The following is a 21,563-nucleotide window of genomic DNA, read 5'->3' on the forward strand; positions in this document are numbered from 1 at the left end:
AATTTCAGTAATTTTATCGATCATAATATGAAAGGTTTTTGATTGCTATATATTTAAATGTCAGATACTTAAATATAATCAAAAACCTTTTTTTATTCAAACTTTTTCTGTGTTTTCTTAGATCGAACTCACGTTAACTTAAAATATAATGATGAAAAAACTCCTTTTCTTAGTATTTACATTATTGCTCTTCACTCAAAACATTTTTTCTGATTGTACCGCATGTTGGGAATTAAAGTATGTAACGATTACCACAAAACAAAATAAAGAAATAACCGGATTTATTAAATGGAACAGGGCGTGGTATGCCAATATATGGACTCAAGGTCTGAAGATACCGGATAAATTTCCTGACGATTATTACTATTACTTTTCTCAATGGGAAAACGGAGTATCGGAAGTATTGATTATTAAGGTTATCAACTCCATGCAATTAAACAAAAAAGAGAAGATATATTATGCGTTAAATTCTGATACAATCATTATTAATTATGCTGAAATAAAAGAGATCAAAAAAATAAATCATGAACCTGATAACATACATGGAGCAGGAGAATTAACCATACTAAATCAGGAATTTAAAGACATATTAAAATCCAAGCCATATAATTATAAAATGATTGATGATGGTGGATGTGAATTCTATTTTCTGAATTATAATCTTAAAATTGAAAAGGAAAAATTTGATTCTATGGTTAATTGGTCAAATATTAATAAAAAAACTACCCTTGAAAATGATTCAATATTCATTATAAAAAGCTGTTATGATTAAATTCATGCATTATTAACTAAATACAATACCAATGAAATACATAATTATTATTTTAAACCTGATCAGCTTCACCGTATTCAGTCAAACGGATTCCGGAAAAGCAGACACTTGTCAGTATGAAATTCTTAGCGAAGCAGCTTCTAAAAACACGGTTGAATTTGTTGTTTATGAAAATGGTGAGCCATTAGTCGGGGTTAATATTGTATTGTTAAACCGGGAATCAGACACACTTAAAGGCACAATTAGCCATGTAAACGGAGAAGCAAAGCTGATCATTGATAATGGAATGAAAATAAAAGACAAAACCGTGAGAATATCTTTTATCGGCAGTCAGCCCTGTAGCATTTATCTTTCCGAAATAATCGGGAAAAAAGTCAGTGTTAAACTAAAACCTGAAAAAAAGGATAAAGATGACGGCGTTAAGATTATTCCGGTACAAAAAGGTAAATAGTGGAAGTATACTCTGATCTTTATTAAAAAAGAAGAGTCAATAAATTAATTCACCCATGAAGTGTTATATGAAACTAAGCAAAATTCCAATATTACTTATAACATTCGTTTTCACCTTAAATAGTTGTGGTTTTTATAATGTTACAAGAACATATGACTTACCACAAAATCCAGTTGATAATGCTTCTGAACCTAAAATTGTTCATAATAAAAACTTATTCGGACTGGATGCTAAATATTTGGGAAGTCTTAAACTAGAATACAATGGAGCACCCGGAAATATTACAAAAGATAACGTTTTTATCAAATTAAAAAGTGAAGCCAAACACATCCATGGTGATTTAATAAATATTGTTTACTATGAAAAGATGATAGATTCAGACATCTGTTACAGATGCATAGCTGACATATATAAACTACATGAAAATCAGTACTCGGATGTTGTTCTGTCATCAGATTCAAGAGATATTCTAAGCTATGAGAACAGACCTTTGTTAAATTGGAATGACTTTAAAATATTCCTGCCTGAGGATTCATCAATCCCATATAAAATCTCTGTCAATATCTTTATGAACTCAGAAGTGAACGCCTGGCTTGGAACTTTAAAGAATTTTAGAACAAATGCCACTATTTTTTTTGATGCTTCCAGCGTTAAAAGATCCTATATGAGTGACTATAATTTAAAACATATTCAGTTAATCTTTGATTTGGCACAAGTCTATGCACAGAGGCTTGAATCTTATGTAAATAATGAAATAAAAAGGACAAGTAGCCGATCCAAAATTCAGAAGATTTTAGATGAGTATTACGATAAACTAAAAGAAGAGATTAATACATACAGTACAGAAACGGATTATGGACAAAACATTGAGATTCAACAAAGCTGGTGCAAAAAAATTGAAGCTTATAAAAATAAAGAAGATATTGACTAACTTCAACTTTTATCAATAGAATTCCTCAGTGTTTACATTTATGCTTAGCATACACATATTACTCGGTATTTATTCAATTGACATACATATACCCTGTTAATTTCATAAGATTTCTTAAAACTACCAGATTCCTGAACCCAATTAAGCTTAAATATGTTTACTATTAAACAAGAATAATTCTTTTTTAAAAATAATTTTTGATGAAAGCAGAAGAACTCAGAAATAAACTCACAGAAAAAGGTCTGAAAGTCACCCCGCAGCGGATGGTTATTCTGGATGCTATCTATGCGTTAAATCACCCCACAGCAGAAAATATAAGTGATGTTATCCGCAGGAACCATCCGAATATTTCAACTGCTACTGTATACAAGGTACTGGATGCATTTGTATCCTGCGGACTGATTCAACGGGTTCAAACCGAAAGGGACCACATGCGCTATGACGCACTCATGGAAAATCATCATCATCTTTACTGTCCCGAAACGGACAGGATAGAGGATTACAATGATGAAGAACTTAACGAACTGCTGGCCGGATACTTTAAAAAGAAAAATATACCGAATTTTAAAATTGAAGACCTGAAGCTTCAGATCATTGGTAAATTCGATACATAGCTCCATAACCTCATCTTTACCCGGCCTTGGCAAATTCATAATTTAACACTGTTATAAACCACAAAATTGATGTAAAATGGAACATAACTCAGATGATTTAAGCAAATGCCCTGTTCACGGGGGAACACAAAAACAGAATGTGGGCACCGGCGGAACAAAAAACCGTGATTGGTGGCCTAACCAGTTAAAAATAAATGTACTCAGACAACACTCCTCGCTTTCAAATCCGATGGGTGAAGACTTTGATTATGCCAAAGAATTCAATAGCCTTGATCTTAAAGCTGTTAAAAAAGATCTGGAAAAGGTCATGACAGATTCTCAGGACTGGTGGCCTGCGGATTTTGGGCATTACGGTCCTTTCTTTATCCGTATGGCCTGGCACAGTGCAGGAACTTACCGTACTGGTGATGGCCGTGGTGGTGCCGGCGCGGGACAACAACGTTTTGCACCACTTAACAGCTGGCCGGATAATGTAAATCTGGATAAGGCCCGCCGTCTGATCTGGCCTGTCAAGCAAAAATATGGCCGTAAAATATCATGGGCAGATCTGATGATTCTGGCCGGTAATGTGGCCCTGGAATCCATGGGATTTAAAACCTTTGGATTTGCAGGCGGTCGCGAAGATGTATGGGAACCAGAGGAAGACGTGTACTGGGGAACAGAAACTGAATGGCTGGATGATAAACCACGTTATTCGGGCGACCGCGATCTGGATGATCCGTTGGCAGCCGTACAGATGGGATTGATTTATGTGAATCCTGAAGGCCCGGGAGGTAAGCCTGATCCGGTAGCCGCAGCTCACGATATTCGCGAAACATTTGCCCGTATGGCCATGAACGATGAAGAGACAGTGGCACTTATTGCAGGTGGTCACTCGTTTGGAAAGACCCATGGTGCAGGCGATGCTGCCCTTGTGGGACCTGAACCCGAAGCGGCCGGAATTGAAGAGCAGGGATTGGGTTGGAAAAGTTCATTTGGTTCCGGTAAAGCCGGTGATACCATTGGTAGCGGACTGGAAGTTACATGGACACAGACACCTGCCAAATGGAGTAACTACTTTTTTAAAAACCTGTTTAAATACGACTGGGAACTGACCAAAAGTCCGGCGGGTGCGTATCAGTGGGAAGCAAAGAATGCAGAAGATGTTATACCACATGCGCATGATACATCACAAAAGATTAAGCCTACCATGCTGACGACCGACCTCTCGCTACGGTTCGACCCGGAATACGAAAAAATATCCCGACGATTTTACGAACATCCGGATGAGTATGCAGATGCGTTTGCAAGAGCCTGGTTTAAACTGACTCACCGCGATATGGGACCAAAATCGCGTTATCTGGGGCCGGAAGTACCTGCAGAAGATTTGCTGTGGCAGGATCCGATTCCAGCTGTAGATCACCCGTTAATTGATAAAAATGATGTAGAAAACCTTAAAAAACAGGTATTAATCTCAGGTATTTCCGTACCACAACTTGTGCGTACAGCCTGGGCTTCAGCATCCACTTTCAGAGGATCGGATAAACGTGGAGGTGCCAATGGCGCCCGTATTCGCCTCGAACCACATAAAAACTGGGAAGTGAATAATCCGCCGGAACTTGCCAAAGTTCTGGATGTTCTGGAAAACATTCAGAGGGAATTTAACAATGCACAGAGCGGCGCTAAAAAAGTATCGCTCGCAGACCTTATCATTCTTGGCGGATGTGCAGGTGTTGAAAAAGCAGCAAAAGATGGTGGCATTGGAATTACCGTTCCGTTTACACCAGGCAGAATGGATGCTTCGCAGGAACAAACCGATGTCGATAATTTCGCGGTACTGGAACCCGTGGCTGACGGATTTCGTAATTACCTGAAACAGAAATTCTCTATTGCCACGGAAGAATTACTGATTGACAAAGCACAACTGCTCACCCTTACTGCACCGGAAATGACTGTTTTGATAGGTGGCATGCGGGCATTAGAAGCCAATTTTGATGGTTCTGATCTGGGTATTTTTACAGATAGCCCGGGTGTTTTAACCAACGATTTCTTTATCAACCTTCTTGATATGGGAACGGAATGGAAACCGGCAGATGAATCACATGAAGTCTTTGAAGGACACGACCGTTATACAGACCGGTTAAAATGGAAAGGCAGCCGGGTTGATCTCATTTTTGGTTCAAATTCTGAACTCAGAGCATTAGCGGAAGTTTATGGCAGTTCTGATGCGAAAGAAAAATTTGTGACGGATTTTGTGAATGCCTGGGATAAAGTAATGAACCTTGATCGTTTTGATCTGAAATAATATGCGAAAACAAAACAATAAGGCAAAAGGTGGTTTGATTTCAGACCACCTTTTCTATTTAAATATCAATGCTTATCCCTAATTTTAAAGTACAATTCGATTGATAACTTAAAGGATTATAGTAATATTGTGTTCTTAATACTAATATTGATATTGTGATGAAAACCGAAAAAAGAAACCCTGCTCACGTTCATGTAGCAGTATCCTTCAGATTATTAGCATTTTATATGCTTATCCCATTCTTTTCAATCAGTGCCATGGCAGCAACAGGAACCTGGAACAGTATTGTTACAGGTGGGTCAATAAATTACCTAACTACAAATTCAGAAAACCAGGCCGTAGATCTTGAGGGTAAAAAAATGACCGTTGTATACCTTGAAAATCTTGGATTTGATAAAATCGGACAAAACACCAACGCAGAAGATGTGGCCTGGCTGCTCTCGCAGGGCTACCAGGTGATTGAGCTGGATTATGCGAATAGTGAAGATGCCGTATCTCCTAAAATAAATAATGATATTATAGCCATTAACGACGAAATCAATTCCGGATCATTCTGTGGTCTGACTGATTGTTCCACTACCCGATCGTATATCCTTTTTGAAGGGTACCGCATTGCACGTGATGTATCCTATTTTAAAAATGATCCGAAGGTGTATAACTGGCCTTCATCAAACGGACCACTCGATTCACTGTATATGGATATTGTATATCCTGCCAATGCAGCAGAGAAAGTACCCGTGGTACTGTCATTCTCTTACAGCAACAGTTACTATGAAAAAAGCACAAACAACAAACGACATTTCAGACTTTTCCTGGGATATACACTGGCCATGTTCGATGACTCATTTCTTGAAGGTGCACCAGCTAAAGGTATCGCCTGGGCCATTGCAGATCATCCTAAATACTGCGATTGGGGCAAGGGCAAACCAATAGAAGGTGATGATAAGGATTATGGAGGGTATGAAGTAAATCCGGATGCAGCACAAAAAGTAAAATCAGCCGTGCGTACCCTGCGTGTCGCAGGTGATACACTTGGATTATCCGGTAAGATAGGGATCTATGGCTTCTCCCGCGGATCGGATGCCGGGTCAATGGCCATCGGTGATAAAACTGTGGAGGAATTTGAAAATGCAGGCAACCACATTGGTGTTTCGGATGATGTTCAGGCGGCAGCACTGGGATCAGGAGTCTTTGATTTTACACAGATATTCAATACACTTGACGATGGTGATGGAAACCTTGAGTCCAAATGTCCAAAGGTGTGGGGACCACTGGATAGCAACCGGGCCTTGTGGGAATCCATGGGATCTGCAAACCTTGTGCAAACATCAGCCACATCACCAGTCATGTTCTTCTATAATACCGGTGATGCCCATTATTACCAGGATCAGATTCAACATTTAAAGGAAAAACTGGAATCACTGGATGTACCGGTCTCAACGATAACAGATTACGGGAATGGTTTTGGTGATCTAACAAACAATACCCATGGTGTACCAAAGGATACCGCATCACTGGCTAAACTTTATGCATTTTTTAACGAATACCTGGCAACTGCAAGCGATACAACCAACACAGCCATTCAGGCTCCGTCCATAAGCACTGATAATTTATCGGTCACCGTGTCCCCAAACCCGGCGAGTAATGAATTGCGTTTAATGGTTGATCTTGCAACTACAGGAAATCTGAAAATAGAAGTCTGTAATTTATCAGGAATGGTCCTCTATAAAACAGAAAAATATTATAATCGAACTGGCAGGATCAATGAAACAATAAACCTGAATAGTATTAATCTCCCACAGGGAATCTATATGCTTAAAGTTTTTTCTGAGGATCAGCAAAGCATCAGCAAGTTTGTGAAAAAAGGGTAATACTGATGTATTATCCTTCTGTAGTGCAAGTGTATCGTCAGGTTTTTCAATTTGATGAATTTAAACCAATCGTTTAAATTCATCCCTTCGGGATTTCTATCTTTCTATATGTATGCTGTTTTACAATAATTACAACCCGTCAGGTTTAACTGAAGTTACAAGACCTTATCATACTCAATACCGTGATAATTTATCAATCCATAAAAATGGCTGTATAATAATCTGACAACGGATTACAGAATATTTTAGAGATGATTGGATTATAAATAATAAACTAAAATCCCGAAGGGATGAAATTATGCTCCTCAGACAACTAAAACATAAAAATCAGGCTCCCCTATGATTGGAAACCTGATTTTCAGCTGTAATATCTTGTGTTCTGAGCCCTCTTTATTCAGCTTTTATTTGCACCGTAGCACCTTTCAACCATGGGGCCGAAAAATCTACACTGATCTCTCCTGCCTCGCCGTTTGCCTGAATGTATGCTGTGAGTTTTCCCATAAATACGCGCTGGCTGCGGTCGGTATAACTGGTCATATCCGATGGATTACCGGCCTCAAGTCCCAGCAATTTGGCTGGTCCATGAATCCGGCAACTTACCTCGTCATCAGATAAGATAACGGGAACGCCGTTTTCATCCACCACCTGAATGGTAACAATTGATAAGCCCTTGTCTTTATCCACAATTTTCTCTTCAGTATTTGCTTTCAGGGCAAAAGGCCTTTCAGAAGTCTGAATGGCATCTGTACATATTTCCTTTCCATCTTTATCCAGTCCTACCACCTGTAGTTTACCGGGTTTAAACGGAATATCCCAGGCAATCACTCCGGTCTCATCATCATACGGTTTTATCTCGCCGACCTGCTCGCCGTTCAGCATCAGTTTGGCTTCAGCTGCATTGGTATAGCAGACCACCCTGATATTCTGTCCTTCGTTATAATTCCAAATCTGCCAGGCATCGATAGATTTATAATCCCTGTTTCTCCAGTTGGGATACGTTCCCACATAAGCAAATGGCTTATTACTCCACAATGCTTCCCTGAAATAACCACGTGGTTTAATGACGTTAGCCAGACTGATTAAACCGGAGTTGAAACCACGCGACGGCCAGCGGCCTGCTTCTCCAAGGTAATCCACACCAGTCCAAAGAAACTGACCAAAAATATAATCGTTGTCCCGTACTGCCTTCCATGCCGCCATATCGTGCCGGTTTTCGCTGCCGTAAATTATACGATCCGGGTATGTCTTGTGATCTTCGGCGTAGCGATTTTCAGTGTAGTTATAACCGGCCACATCCAGTGCGCCGGGATAAGCTGTCTGGTTCGACATAACCACACCGGCCAGTGCAGCAGTAGCCGGACGCGATGTATCGTATTCTTTCACCACTTTTACAAGACGTTTGGCAATATCGCCTAACCTGTTTGCATCAGGGCTCTCAGGCTTGTAGCCGCCATACATTGGCTGACTGATGGCTGATCCATCCAGCACCGGATGCGAATACGGATCGTTGGGATAATCCACTTCATTGCCAATGCTCCACATCATGATGGACGGATGATTCCTGTCGCGGCGAACCATATCTCCAAGATCACGACTGCTCCACTCTTCGAAAAAGTCGTATGATCCTTCAAATCCGGGTGTTCCAACATTCCAGCCTTCCAGCCACTTCCGTTTCGGAAATTCCCATTCATCGAAGGCTTCATCCATAACCAGCAAGCCAAGTTCATCACATAATGCATATAAATCGGGTGCCTGTGGATTATGGCTCGTACGAATAGCATTACATCCGATTTCCTTCAGTTCTTTCAGTCGTTTTTCCCAAACCAGTTTTGGCACTGCAGCCCCTAATACGCCACCGTCGTGATGCAGGCAAACACCTTTAACCTTCATCCATTTTCCGTTGAGCGCGAATCCCTTATCCGGATCAAATGTAAAGGATCGAATGCCGGTTTTTGTTTCAGTCTGATCCAAAACTTTATTCCCGCTTTTTACAGTGGTTTTGAGTGTATAAAGGTTAGGTGAATCCAGACTCCAAAGCTCAGGATTCTTTACATTTAATGATGTCAATGTTTTATTTGACTCATTCTGTGACACAGAAAGTTTCGAAACAGATTGAGCTACCTTTTTTCCATCTGCAGTATATAGTTCGTTTACAATATCCAGCTTAGCAGCTTTATCTGAACTATTTGTCACCGAAGTTTCTACTTTTAACGTTGCCTTCTTAGCTGAAGATGATTCCGGGTAAACAAACACACCCCATTCAGAAATATGAACCGGGTTGGCATACACCAACCATACATTCCTGTAAATTCCCGATCCGGTGTACCACCTGGAATCTGCCTGCCGGCTGTGATCCACGCGTACAGCCACCTCATTTGGTTCACCGTATTTAATGTAAGGCGTGGCATCGTACATAAATGAGATATAGCCGTTGGGCCGTTCGCCTAATAGGTGTCCGTTTAGATAGACCTTGCTGCGGTTGTACACACCTTCGAAGTAGAGGTAGACTTTTTCAGCTGATTTATCCTTTGGAATATCAAGCGATTTACGGTACCAGCCTATTCCACCCGGCAAATATCCTGTACAGCTGTACAATGATGGATTAAGCGTACCTTCAACCGACCAGTCATGAGGAAGATCAAGTGTGCGCCATTTACTGTCGTCAAAGTTTGTTTCGGATGCGTTTTTCGGATCAGCCAGAATAAATTTCCAGTTGTCGTTTATTTTTTGGGGAGTTCCAAATGAAACCTGAGCATTGGTTGTCATGATTGTCAACAAAGTGACAATAAGTGTTAGTGTTGTCTTAAAGGTTTTCATGATATGTGTTGTTATAAAGTAGTTAACTGATATCAAAACGGGGTTCATTTACAATTAACAAATATACCAATCAAGGTTACAATGAACAAGTAGAAATTCAGCAATAAATGGTAAATAATTGAGCTGACAAAAAATATTGCTTATGAATTGTAAAGATTTAAAAATATTAAAACAATATATATTTCAAATATATATCATAAGCTGGATTGTTATTTCTAAAACACAAACACCAAGTAATTGACTGCATATTGATTTGAAAAATAACTATTCAATGACTTCTTTTATTTTTGAACACATTTTCTGCCCCACTTTCTCCCAATTATAGTTTTCTTTGAAAATTTTATACCCACATTCTCCAAAAGCTTTACACCGTTCCGGGTGCTCTATTAATTCTAAAATACTGCTAAATAGATGGTTTGAATTATTTGGTTCTACCAAATATCCATTCACATTTTCCTGAATAAATTCTGGTATAGCCCCAATATTTGTTCCAATAATAGGAAGCCTGTTAGCCATTGCTTCAATAAATACTAATCCAAAAGGCTCAACATTAGTAGGAAGAACAAATATCGATGCATGTTTATAATAATATTCAACATCTTTTAAAGGTATCTTTCCTACAATATGACAATTTTCTACTTGTAACTTTGGCGAACAACCAACAATAGTAAGTGTAGCATCAGGATGAATATGACGTATTTTTTTAAAAGCTTCTATTAATACCGGACCTCCCTTTCTTTCCCAATTTATACCAACGAATAATATATTCTTATTAGAGTAATTGTTGTTCAGGTTTGATGACAAGCCTCTATCTTCCTTAAGATTTGAACCGCTCTTAACACATAAAACCCTCTTAGTACTACATTCATAATCATTTATAATTGATTTTTTTATATTTTCACTCATCGTAAAATTAAGAGTCGCATTTTTATAAATATCTTTCTCGCATTCTATCCATTTGCGCGACGCTAAATTTCGTTCATCAAAACCAGGATATTTTAAGTTTTCTAGGTGTGTATGATCTGTATATAAAAAATGTGGGACATCCGGACAACTAAAATCAAACATTGATTGTGTTTGAAATGAGAATGTATATTCATTAAAATTCACCTTTTTATGAACAATATTTTTAACTTTATTAAATATATAAGGGGTTTTTATGTAAAATCTTTTTAAATTATTTCTATTTAATATACCATACTTATATTCTTTTATGCAATAGAAAAGATTTAATAAATCTTTTCTATTGATATAAGGTGCAATATCTACATCTTCAAACTCAATATCCGGAAAATTAGTTTGAAGTTCCACTAATATTGATTTATTTACGTTTGAAAAACTACCCACCCGTAAGAATACTGCTTTTTTTTGTTTCACTGTATATATAACTGTGATTATATCTTTTAAAATATTATCTTCTAATCCATTAGATATTAATCTATACAATTCCTTTATTACGACCTTGAAACCTGAAATCCCAGCTGACTGACATCCATGCTTACAAACCTTGCCCTGTTATTGGGTGGTTCACTGGTAAGCACATTCTGTATTTTTGCCGCTGCTTCCGAATCCTTTGCACATATCAGCATATATCCTCCACCACCGGCTCCAAGCAATTTAAAACCGAAGGTATAATCTTTTATCTTATCAATAATCTGCTGAACCTCAAGCGTGTTTGTGCCTGAATCCAAAGCCATATTAAGCTGCCATGAGCGGGCAATCAGTTCACCTGTCCGTTTAAAATCATTTCTTTGAATAGCCTCTGCCATGGCGTATGAGTGCTGTCTGATATCGTTTAAGAGTCTGAGTCTGTACCCCTCATTCAGAAACATACCCCGTACGATTTCTGCCAGAATATTTTTTGCCACACGGGTAACACCGGTATAATACAGTAACCAGTTGCCTTTGGTATTGACATCGGTAAACACATGATCCGGTAACCAGCGTACATTCATCACCTCCTGAGTTCCCGGTTCTGATTCCAGCAGTTTAACTCCGGGGAAAATACCCCCATACTGATCCTGCCAGCCGCCGCCTGTGGTTAGCAATTGCTCCAGAATAAGGGTGCGATGGCCAATGGATTGCAGATCCCAGTTCAGGGAGCAGAAATCTGATAAGGTTCCCAGTACTGTTGCTGCCAACACAGAGCTGGTTCCCAGCCCGGAACCTTTGGGAATCGCCGCCAACAAAGAGATCTCAAAACCACCACCAAATGCATCCAGTTGCTTCTCTAACGAAACATATTTGGTTCCGCAAAAATCGGGATGAAAACCTGCCAGGCATAATGCAGCTTTTGGAATAGAAAACGCAGAACCAACCACATTGAAATTCCTCAGTTCATCGTATGTACTAATTTTCTCTGCAATACCTATATCTATAGACCTCAGGGTAATTTTTTTCTCACTGGATAAACGAATGTATACCTGAATTGGAGGTTGACCGTTCAGTTCAACAGCCATATTCAATACACTACCTCCGCTTTGCAGACAGAATGGAGGCGTATCGGACCAGCCACCGGCCAGATCCAGGCGTATAGGACTTCGTCCCCAGATGATCTGATCAGAACAAATATTTAACTGAGGCAAAGGATTATGCTCTATGGAACTAACAATAGCTTTTTGCAGCACCTCAAATGCCTGTTGTTCCTGGCCTGAACCATCTTTGCCACTTTGTTTCAGAACCTCAGAACGAAACATATGGTCCCTGAAGCGGATCATAGGCGAAACCGATTCATCAAGATTCCGTGGCAACGGAAGCTGACCTGCCACAAATTCACCTGCAATTTGTTTCAGGTTTGCCTGGTAAAACACGCTGTGCTGATAATTTTTTGCCAGACCGGATAAGTTCAATAATCTGTATTTTTTGCGTTGATCCTGAAGACGTTCCAGGTTGGCATTGGCGCTTATCTGATCTGCAGAATACCGTTCGGAGGATAACCAAAGTCCCTGGGCAGCATTATCGCTGATATTATCCATCATCCATTTTATAATACCTTCGCTTAATTCTTTTTTTGTCAGAACCGGGAAAATAGCAGATGATTGAATATCCGCATCACCATCAAGATCTGCTTTAGAGAAATCGAGGGTTCGCTCTTTTAGCCAGTCTGCAAATGATGTGCCCATCCATGTTGTGTTCGGATCAGCCAAGGCACCACGAAAAGCATCATCGATGCTATATGGCCGGATACAGTATCTTTCAGTTCCAACCGGAATAATATCGAGGCACATACCTGCAGGTAAATTCAACTTCCAGTCGTTCTCAGGCACACCGGTTATGATATGATCATGATTCAGTTTCCAGTCCGACGGAACATGACTGTTTTCGATCCAAACATTATAATGACCGGCATTCCACTGAACCGAGGATTCTGCATTCTGCACGAATAATGAAGGATGAACCTTCACCCGGTTATGCCAGATAGCTCTCTGATCTTTGATCCTGTTTTGGATCTTCTCGGTAGAAGAAATCAATTCACGTGATGTACCATAATGATAGAATTCTCCTTTGTTTAAAGGCACGATTCCAACCGTCAATGCATTCAGCTCTTCATCCTTCACATCCGGTTTTGTACCCAAAGCCACACCGAACGTGCTGTACAGGTCATAATAATCAGGAATACCGTTTTTAAATTTATCTTTCTCCCAACCACTCCTTTTCATAAGCAGATTAACAGCTTTATCGCTCAGGATCCAAATGCCGATATCCATCATAAACAAATGAGATGTAGCGAGCGATTCAATCTTTTGGTGATCGGGCTTCTGGAGCATAAAATCGAGTTGACGTGGATTATTTTTGGGCGTAAAAAAGACACCATGACGGGCTGCCAGATGCGGATCAACCCAAATGCCCAGACATACCACATCTGCATCCGGAACTGAAATATCGGAATCACCGGTAAGGATCATCACATCACCACTGGCAATCAGTGTATTTTGATCCGGAGATGTCAGGCTCATTACCCGTTCCAACAAAGGCAACTGCAAATCAAGCAGAGTCTGATCAAGGCTTTGTCCACGACTCCATCTGAACACCGGAATAGGCGTCAGTATTTTACCGGATGGCGCATACCCCGGAAGGCGCCTGCTCTGTCCTCCTGCATGAATAATAATCTTCTTATCCTGCGAGAGATAATTTTCCATGCCGCCCAGCTTTTTGGAATGTTCTGAAAGAAGAAAAGCAGTACCGCCTCCTGAACCAATTTTATTTCCCGGAGGATCGGAAGCCACGAACCAATTTTCTGGTGAATAATGCGTTATGGTATGAAAAGCTGATACCAGATTTTCCGGCAGCGACAAAAGATATTGCATTTTATTGGGTTTTGAATCTGTTAAATAATATTGTAAAACCGGCAGTAATACCGGAATACTCACCAAAAGTAGTGATATAAAACCAAAATAGAAATAAGTGATAACCGTCAAAAACTATTATATTTTAGCCTTCAGATAACATGGATATACTAACACATATGGTTTCCGGCGTGGCTGTAGGAACAGTTCTTGCGTCTTTTTCAAGGCGAGGATTTATGGCTAAAACCAGTATTTTATCTGTTTCTGCAATTGGTGGTATATTACCTGATTTTGACGTTTTCAGTTTATGGTCAGGATTTGATAAAACATTTGGCAGCACCTTCAATCTGCAAGATGGAAACAAGATTTACTATGCACAATACTGGTATTCACATCATGGTTTCTTCCATTCATTTTTTGCGGCATTTTTAATCACACTAATTTTAGGTTCTTTACTTTTTCTGTTTAAAAATGGTCGTGGAAAACATCCCAAAGAAAATTTCATCATTCATCTTAAAAGAAGTTCTTTGATTCTTCTTGCCTTTTGCGCAGGCTACATCATTCATCTGCTGGAAGATATGCCTACACCCGGATATACATGGGAAGGAATAAATCTTTTCTGGCCATCTTCAGATTATTCCGGTGGAACCGGCGAAATCTGGTGGTGGAATAATTATGATTTATTTTTAATCATAGCCGGAGTTGCGGCCGTCAACCTTACAATTTTACTTCTCCCAAAAATAAAAGCAAGAAAATTAACGCCGCTAATTTTTGTAACTGGCCTTATATTCTGCATTGTACAAATAAAGTCTCGTCCTCAGAATTTTGACTACACCTCGTTTAAAAAAGAATACAATAATTTTGAGCTGCAATCAAAAGAAATCCAGAAACAAATCCTTGGTAAAAGATTATATTCCTGGATGGATTATTTTGATAAAAAAGTTCCTTTCAATTTCTGAATTTACTTTTTCAAAAAGTCTTCCCGCAAAGGTGTAAAGTTATCCACAATTCTGGCCGTAGGACTGAGCAACTGAATAGTATGCATTTTATAAGGTGGCACAGAATACATATCACCCGCTTTTAAGTGTTGATCGGGTTCACCTTCGCAGAGAAAAATAAGTTCTCCCTCGGCCACATAAGCAGTCTGTTCGTGCGGATGATTATGCGGAGGTTCAGGCTCACTCCAAGGACCATTGGTAAAATCAATAACTACTGTCATCAGGTTTTCCGTATGGATGATTTTTCGTTGTAAGCCTTCTTTGACCTTTTCATAAGGTGTTTCATCAAATTTTAATACAGTCATTTAATATCAGATTATAGTTTTTCCTTCATCAACTCTTCCAGTTTTATCAAATCGGCACTGAATTTCCGAATCCCTTCAGCCAGTTTTTCCGTAGCCATTGCATCTTCGTTCAACATCCAACGGAATGTTTTTTCATCCACTTTAATCTTCTCAATATCAGCCTTCTTGGCCTCATCCACAGAAAGCTGGCGTTCCACCGCTACATCCATACCTTCCATTTCTTCTAAAAGATCCGGCGAAATCGTGAGCAGATCGCATCCGGCTAATTTAAGAATTTCTCCTGTATTTCTAAAGCTGGCTCCCATCACTTCGGTTTCATAGCCAAACTTTTTATAATACGTAAAAATATCCGCTACAGATTTCACACCCGGATCATCTTCTGCAGAAATAGAATCCACGCCCCAATCTTTTTTGTACCAGTCGTGAATTCTTCCCACGAATGGAGAAATAAGCTGCAAACCTGCCACAGCACATGCAATGGCCTGAGCCTTACTAAAAAGCAGTGTCATATTACAGTGAATATCGTCTTCCTTTAAAATTTTAGCCGCCTGTATACCTTCCCAGGTAGATGCTATTTTTATGAGAATTTTTTCTCGCATCACACCTTCTTTTTCGTACATATCAATGATATGCCGTGCTTTTTCAACCGTTTTTTCGGTATCAAAACTTAATCTTGCGTCTACCTCGGTAGAAACCCTGCCAGGTACAATTCTCAATATTTCAAGTCCAAAATTTACAGCAACCCGGTCCATAGCCAGATCCAGCTGTTTAGCTTTATCCGGTTCATGCTTTTTAGCAAACTCAATTGCCTCATCAATCAGTTTTGCATATTGCTTATTTTGCGAGGCTTTTAATATAAGAGACGGATTCGTGGTTGCATCCTGGGGTTTATAATCTTTAATTGATCCAAAATCGCCTGTATCAGCCACGACTTTTGTAAATTGTTTGAATTGTTCAAGTGTATTCATGGTTTTGAATTTTTAATATATCAGAACGTTTATAACGTTTTAGTTATAAGCATAAAAACACTGTATTTGTTCAATTCTTTAACACAAAAAAACCTGTGGAAACAACCACAGGTTTTTATTTCACAATAGTGTTGAAAAATGTTATTCAACCACTAAAGTTACTCCAAGAACAAAGATGTCATCAATCACTTTGTCTCCCAGGTTATCAAAAAATGAACCTGACCCATACCGCACATCATACTTTGCCCTGTCAATATTTATATTTGCTGCATATGTGTTTTCTTCCTTTGTCACATCAAAGGTTACAGGATGCGTGATCCCTTTTATGGTAAGATCTCCTTTAACAGTAGCTTTACCATTCTTCAGCGGAGATTTCCCTTTGATAACCAGTTTGGCTTCCGGATGTTTCGCCACTCCAAAGAAGTCATCGGATTTAAGATGATTAACCAGTTTCTGGTTATACTCTTCACTCTCAAGGTCCAGATTTTTAATGGTGCTCATATCCACCACAAACTCTCCACCTGAAATAACATTATTTTTTACCTCAATGGAACCACTTTTCAAACCTACGGTCCCATTATGTTGACCTCCAACTTTTTTTCCAACCCAGGTAATTTCACTTTTTTTGGTATTGGCCGTCAATTCTTCGGCTGAGACATTGCTAACCAGCGCACTCAGCACTACAAAAATTAAAAGATTAATTGTTTTCATTGCTTATTTGTTTAAATTGATTTATAATATTTATTATCCTATATGCATCGGAACTTCCATCACTAAAAGCGATGTTCCGTTTTCTGTTTCTATTTTTATTTTTTCCGTTTCGCTGATCCCAATTCCATCACGTTTACTTAAGTTATTTCCTTCAATGGATACATTTCCTTCCAAAACAAAAACATACACACCATCACTGGGATCTTTAAGTTCATACTCTACCGTTTCGTGTGCTGTAAAATGTCCCATACTAAACCAGGCTTTCTGATAGACCCAAACACCCTTATCACTTTTATCAGGCGAAAGGACCTGAAAGAGTTCATTTTCTGTTTTCAAGTCACGAATTGAAACCTGATCATAGCGTGGTTCAATATTTTTGCGGTCAGGAAAAACCCATATCTGAAGAAACTTCACCGACTTATCGCTGTTACGGTTATATTCACTGTGAAACACACCTGTTCCCGCACTCATTACCTGCACATCTCCTTCCCTGATTACTGCCTGGTTACCCATATTATCCTTATGTTCAAGATCACCGGATAACGGAATGGAAATAATTTCCATATTATCATGCGGATGCATCCCGAATCCCTTTCCCGGTGCCACTTCATCATCGTTCAATACGCGGAGTGCACCGAAATGAATACGTTCAGGATCATAATAATTCGCAAAACTGAATGTATGATGGGTATCCAACCAACCGTGATTGGCGTGTCCCCTACTGTTTGCCTTATGAATTATGGTTTTCATATCTCACTCCCTTTTGTTTTAAATTACACTACAAAGGTACGGTGAGTTAGTACGGCAGACCATGCGAAAATCAGGTCGGGTATTGCAAAAATCAGTTCTGTCGGGCTGTATTGCGGAATTCTAACGGTGCTACACCACTATACCGCTTAAAAAAGTTACTGAAATGAGCCGGTTCTTCAAATCCAAGCTCATAAGCCAGTTCCTTGTTGGTTAATTCAGTAAATAACAACGAACGTTTGGCTTCAAGAATAATCCGATGTAAAATATATTCTTTGGCTGATTTACCTGTCAGCGCTTTAACCGACTTATTAAGGTAGTCACTGGTCACAGATAACATATCAGCATAATCCGATACTTTATGGTTGATCCGAAAATGCTGCTCAATTAAATTCTTGAAATTTCTTACCAACAGATTTCCTGCCTCCAGAGATTGAAGATCTTTTGCTTTGTTAAGTGAACAATGGTTATTACTCTGAATCAGCAATAATTTCAACAATGCACCAAGCGCATCACTTTTATATTCCAGCTGCATCTGAGAATAGTCACAAATATGGCTGACAATGGTCCTGTAATATTCAAACTGCTCATTGTTTAAAGGAAGTGGTGGTGTTTCTCCGTGCTCATTAAACAAATAAACATCATCCACCATTTTGTCGTGAATATTGTTTTTTATCAGGAATAACTTACTGAAATTCAACACCCAACCGGAAGGACGTTCTGATGCAATGACCTGGTGAACCTGACCCGGATATACGAAATACAGGCTCTTATCGAACATATCATAACTTTTAAAATCGATGTTATGAATGCCTTTCGCTTTTTCCAAAAGAATGATGGTATAATAATCGTGACGGTGAGGTTTATCCGGTCTTCCTTCCATCTCATCATACAATGCTGCCACATCTTTCAAAATAAACTCAACAGGATCATCATTCTGATCTGTTAAGGCATATGTTCTTATTTCGGTATGACCTCTAAGCATTTTTTCCGGATTGTTGGAACTTTAAAAACACCTGATGTACTAATTTTGTTTCTTTTAATGAAAAAATTGACTTTAATATCACATTTTCATACCTTTAATAATGCAATTAATTCTCTCATTTTAATTGCTTTATACAGGTATACATTCCCATTTTGCTTGCTTTCATAACAGATTAAATCTGCTGTTTACGGTAGATTGTCGGACTATGCTGAAAAAAGACAATAAACTGAAGTAAGCTCATTAAAAGCATTTTATACATGAAAGTTACAATATTAGGGACCGGTGTTGTAGGACAAACCATTGCCAGCCGGCTTGTTGAATTACACCATCAGGTGGTTATGGGAACACGCAATCCGCATGAAACCATCCAGCGTACAGAACCAAATCAGATGACCGGAACATCATTTTCTGAATGGCATAAGATTAACTCAGCTGTAACATTAATGGCATTCAATGAAGCAGCAAATGAAGCTGATCTGGTTATAAATGCAACGAATGGCTCAGTATCCCTGGCTGTGTTAAAAACAGTTGGTAAAGAAACACTTAAAGGTAAAGTCCTGCTTGATGTTGCCAATCCTTTGGATTTTTCAAAAGGCATGCCTCCTTCCCTGGCAGTATGCAATACAGACTCCCTTGCAGAACAGATTCAACGTGAATTTCCTGAAACCCTGGTCGTAAAAAGCCTGAATACCATGAATACTGTAATCATGATGCATCCGGTAACGATTGCAGGCGATCACAATGTATTCGTTTGCGGGAATGATGAAAATGCAAGACAGATGGTAAAACACCTGCTTTACAGTATTGGATGGAAACATGAGAATATTCTGGATCTTGGAGACATCACTGCCGCAAGAGGAATGGAAATGCTCCTGCCGATCTGGCTCAGACTGTACGGCACATTCGGACATGCAAATTTCAATTTTCATATTCAAGCAGATAAATAGCTAATAAATATTATGTTTCGTTGCCGCTTATACAATTCATGGGCTAACGAAAATAAATGACGTTAAAAAAATATACTAATATGTTACGCTTGAAATTGATGTATCCTTAAAGGAATCCGACAGCTGACTATAATAAAGTAATTTTGAAACCTTAAAAAGATAATAAATACCACAATGCACTATAATTATATCTATAAATAAACTTTTTGACACATTTAACACACTTTTATGTAATATTTTGCTATAATTGCATCAGATTTAGACTTTAAGTTCTGTCCATGATTTTTAGGTTCATGCCTGGGAAGCTTGATGAATTATAATGAATAATTCAAATTAAATAGCAAAATGCCTGATCAGAATAAACAGGATAAGGTTTTAATGGTCTGTACAGGAGCTTGACAATTAAGTATAACAAATTCAAAAAGGTATATGCCAAGAATAAGTTTTGATCAATATATCGCAAAAGGTTTTTATGATGAAATGTTTGACGCAAATGGAAAAGTCAGACCTCATTATAAATTATTCAAAAAAAGACTGGATAAACTGGGTTGGACCAAACTTAACTTCCTGCAGCATTCAACAGACAGGGCACAATTATCATTGGGCATGACTTTTAATGTTTACAGTGACAACCAGGGAATAGAACGCATATTACATCTTGATATTCTTCCGAGAATAATAGATGGAAGTGACTGGAATTATCTTGAAAAAGGTTTGACTCAGCGCATTATTGCATTGAATATGTTCATTGATGATTTATATAATGAGCAAAAGGTACTAAAAGACAAGATCATCCCACATGAGTTGATTGCAGGGACCAAATCATACCTTAAAGAGTGTATGGGAATAAAACCACCACTTAATGTTTGGAGCCATATCACCGGAACGGATCTGATTCGAGGTGAAGATGGTAATTTTTACGTGCTTGAAGATAATCTGAGATGCCCGTCCGGTGTATCCTATATGCTTGAAAACAGGGAAATTCTTAAACGTACCTTCCCTGAACTTTTTGAAAAACTGCATGTCCGGCCGGTTTATAATTATACGCATCATTTGCGTGATATGCTGGAGTCACTTACTCCGGTTCAGAATGCAAATATTGTGGTACTTACACCCGGAATTTATAACTCGGCATATTTTGAACACGCCTACCTGGCTCAGCAAATGGGTGCTGAGCTTGTAGAAGGAAGAGATCTTGTTGTAAAGAACGATATCGTATATATGATCACTTCAAAGGGATTACAAAAGGTTGATGTAATATACAGAAGGGTTGATGATGATTTTCTCGATCCGATGGTATTCCGGAAAGATTCAATATTGGGGACATCCGGACTTTTTAATGCCTATAGAAAAGGAAATGTTGTACTCGTAAATGCACCCGGAACAGGAGTAGCTGATGATAAGGCAGTGTATGCCTATATTCCACGTATCGTAAAATACTATCTTGGAGAAGATATTATAATTCCTAACGTTAAAACTTACATTTGCTCAGAAGAAAGCGATCTTAAATATGTGATTGAAAATATTGATAAGCTGGTGATTAAACAAACCGATGGATCCGGTGGTTACGGGATGCTTATCGGACCAAAATCCACGAAAGAGGAGCAACAGATATTCATTAAAAAAATAAAAGCCAATCCAAGGAATTACATTGCGCAGCCTACTATTAATTTATCAAGAGTTCCGACGCTAACGGAGGGTTCTATTGATGGCAGACATGTAGATCTGCGACCATATATACTTTACGGTAAGGATGTTAAAATCATTCCCGGTGCTTTAACGAGAGTAGCCCTGAAAAAGGATTCACTTGTGGTGAATTCATCGCAGGGCGGAGGAAGTAAGGACACCTGGGTTTTGGATAATATTTAAATTTCAC

17 protein-coding genes are annotated in these 21,563 nt (G+C 38.9%); 9 read left to right on the top strand and 8 right to left on the bottom strand.

Going from position 1 to position 21,563, the window contains the following annotated elements; translation table 11 throughout:
- Positions 1 to 148: 148 nt before the first annotated feature.
- The 6 genes from ACE01N_RS18345 to ACE01N_RS18370 all read left to right on the top strand — a co-directional run bounded on the left by ACE01N_RS18345 (position 149) and on the right by ACE01N_RS18370 (position 6,923).
- Positions 149 to 772, top strand: a complete 624-nt coding sequence (locus tag ACE01N_RS18345) for a hypothetical protein (protein WP_380592134.1) — start codon at positions 149 to 151, stop codon at positions 770 to 772.
- A gap of 31 nt (positions 773 to 803) precedes the next feature.
- Complete coding sequence (locus ACE01N_RS18350; RefSeq protein ID WP_380592136.1) at positions 804 to 1,223, top strand: peptidase associated/transthyretin-like domain-containing protein; 420 nt, start codon at positions 804 to 806, stop codon at positions 1,221 to 1,223.
- A 67-nt stretch (positions 1,224 to 1,290) separates the two neighbouring features.
- Positions 1,291 to 2,154 (top strand): hypothetical protein, encoded by an 864-nt coding sequence (locus ACE01N_RS18355; protein ID WP_380592138.1) that lies wholly within the window; start codon positions 1,291 to 1,293, stop codon positions 2,152 to 2,154.
- 200 nt (positions 2,155 to 2,354) lie between these two features.
- Positions 2,355 to 2,768, top strand: coding sequence for a Fur family transcriptional regulator (locus tag ACE01N_RS18360; RefSeq protein WP_380592140.1), 414 nt, complete (start codon positions 2,355 to 2,357; stop codon positions 2,766 to 2,768).
- A 76-nt stretch (positions 2,769 to 2,844) separates the two neighbouring features.
- The gene (katG, locus tag ACE01N_RS18365; RefSeq protein ID WP_380592142.1) at positions 2,845 to 5,052 is read left to right on the top strand and encodes a catalase/peroxidase HPI; all 2,208 of its coding nucleotides are present in this window, start codon (positions 2,845 to 2,847) and stop codon (positions 5,050 to 5,052) included.
- A 158-nt stretch (positions 5,053 to 5,210) separates the two neighbouring features.
- Positions 5,211 to 6,923, top strand: a complete 1,713-nt coding sequence (locus ACE01N_RS18370; RefSeq protein WP_380592144.1) for a T9SS type A sorting domain-containing protein — start codon at positions 5,211 to 5,213, stop codon at positions 6,921 to 6,923.
- A 390-nt stretch (positions 6,924 to 7,313) separates the two neighbouring features.
- On the opposite strand, the gene ACE01N_RS18375 is transcribed toward ACE01N_RS18370, so the two are convergent.
- The 3 genes from ACE01N_RS18375 to ACE01N_RS18385 form a co-directional block, all read right to left on the bottom strand.
- On the bottom strand, positions 7,314 to 9,740 hold the full coding sequence (locus tag ACE01N_RS18375; protein ID WP_380592146.1) for a glycoside hydrolase family 2 TIM barrel-domain containing protein: 2,427 nt from the start codon (positions 9,738 to 9,740) through the stop codon (positions 7,314 to 7,316).
- A gap of 264 nt (positions 9,741 to 10,004) precedes the next feature.
- On the bottom strand, positions 10,005 to 11,186 hold the full coding sequence (locus ACE01N_RS18380) for a glycosyltransferase family 4 protein (protein WP_380592148.1): 1,182 nt from the start codon (positions 11,184 to 11,186) through the stop codon (positions 10,005 to 10,007).
- An 8-nt stretch (positions 11,187 to 11,194) separates the two neighbouring features.
- Positions 11,195 to 14,110: a bifunctional fucokinase/fucose-1-phosphate guanylyltransferase gene (locus ACE01N_RS18385; RefSeq protein ID WP_380592258.1), complete on the bottom strand. Its 2,916-nt coding sequence runs from the start codon at positions 14,108 to 14,110 to the stop codon at positions 11,195 to 11,197.
- 77 nt (positions 14,111 to 14,187) lie between these two features.
- Here ACE01N_RS18385 and ACE01N_RS18390 point away from each other — a divergent pair, with 77 nt between their 5' ends.
- The gene (locus tag ACE01N_RS18390) at positions 14,188 to 14,985 is read left to right on the top strand and encodes a metal-dependent hydrolase (RefSeq protein WP_380592150.1); all 798 of its coding nucleotides are present in this window, start codon (positions 14,188 to 14,190) and stop codon (positions 14,983 to 14,985) included.
- Positions 14,986 to 14,987: 2 nt separating this feature from the next.
- Here the strand turns inward: ACE01N_RS18390 and ACE01N_RS18395 are convergent, their stop codons facing one another.
- The 5 genes from ACE01N_RS18395 to ACE01N_RS18415 form a co-directional block, all read right to left on the bottom strand.
- Positions 14,988 to 15,329, bottom strand: coding sequence for a cupin domain-containing protein (locus ACE01N_RS18395; protein WP_375727231.1), 342 nt, complete (start codon positions 15,327 to 15,329; stop codon positions 14,988 to 14,990).
- Positions 15,330 to 15,340: 11 nt separating this feature from the next.
- Positions 15,341 to 16,297 carry a transaldolase gene (tal, locus tag ACE01N_RS18400; protein ID WP_380592153.1) on the bottom strand — a complete coding sequence of 319 codons (957 nt, stop codon included), beginning with the start codon at positions 16,295 to 16,297 and terminating at the stop codon, positions 15,341 to 15,343.
- A gap of 141 nt (positions 16,298 to 16,438) precedes the next feature.
- Positions 16,439 to 17,008 carry a YceI family protein gene (locus ACE01N_RS18405; RefSeq protein WP_380592155.1) on the bottom strand — a complete coding sequence of 190 codons (570 nt, stop codon included), beginning with the start codon at positions 17,006 to 17,008 and terminating at the stop codon, positions 16,439 to 16,441.
- Between the two features lie 33 nt (positions 17,009 to 17,041).
- Positions 17,042 to 17,758 carry a pirin family protein gene (locus tag ACE01N_RS18410; RefSeq protein ID WP_380592157.1) on the bottom strand — a complete coding sequence of 239 codons (717 nt, stop codon included), beginning with the start codon at positions 17,756 to 17,758 and terminating at the stop codon, positions 17,042 to 17,044.
- 91 nt (positions 17,759 to 17,849) lie between these two features.
- Positions 17,850 to 18,740 (bottom strand): AraC family transcriptional regulator, encoded by an 891-nt coding sequence (locus ACE01N_RS18415; protein ID WP_380592159.1) that lies wholly within the window; start codon positions 18,738 to 18,740, stop codon positions 17,850 to 17,852.
- A gap of 257 nt (positions 18,741 to 18,997) precedes the next feature.
- On the opposite strand from ACE01N_RS18415, the gene ACE01N_RS18420 reads away from it, so the two are divergent.
- Both ACE01N_RS18420 and ACE01N_RS18425 read left to right on the top strand, forming a co-directional pair.
- Complete coding sequence (locus ACE01N_RS18420; RefSeq protein ID WP_380592161.1) at positions 18,998 to 19,687, top strand: NADPH-dependent F420 reductase; 690 nt, start codon at positions 18,998 to 19,000, stop codon at positions 19,685 to 19,687.
- A gap of 429 nt (positions 19,688 to 20,116) precedes the next feature.
- Positions 20,117 to 21,556, top strand: coding sequence for a circularly permuted type 2 ATP-grasp protein (locus ACE01N_RS18425; protein WP_438826953.1), 1,440 nt, complete (start codon positions 20,117 to 20,119; stop codon positions 21,554 to 21,556).
- Positions 21,557 to 21,563 lie beyond the last annotated feature (7 nt).

The organism is Quyinboa ferrireducens, assembly GCF_042436675.1.
GTDB lineage: Bacteria > Bacteroidota > Bacteroidia > Bacteroidales > UBA5342 > JBHJHP01.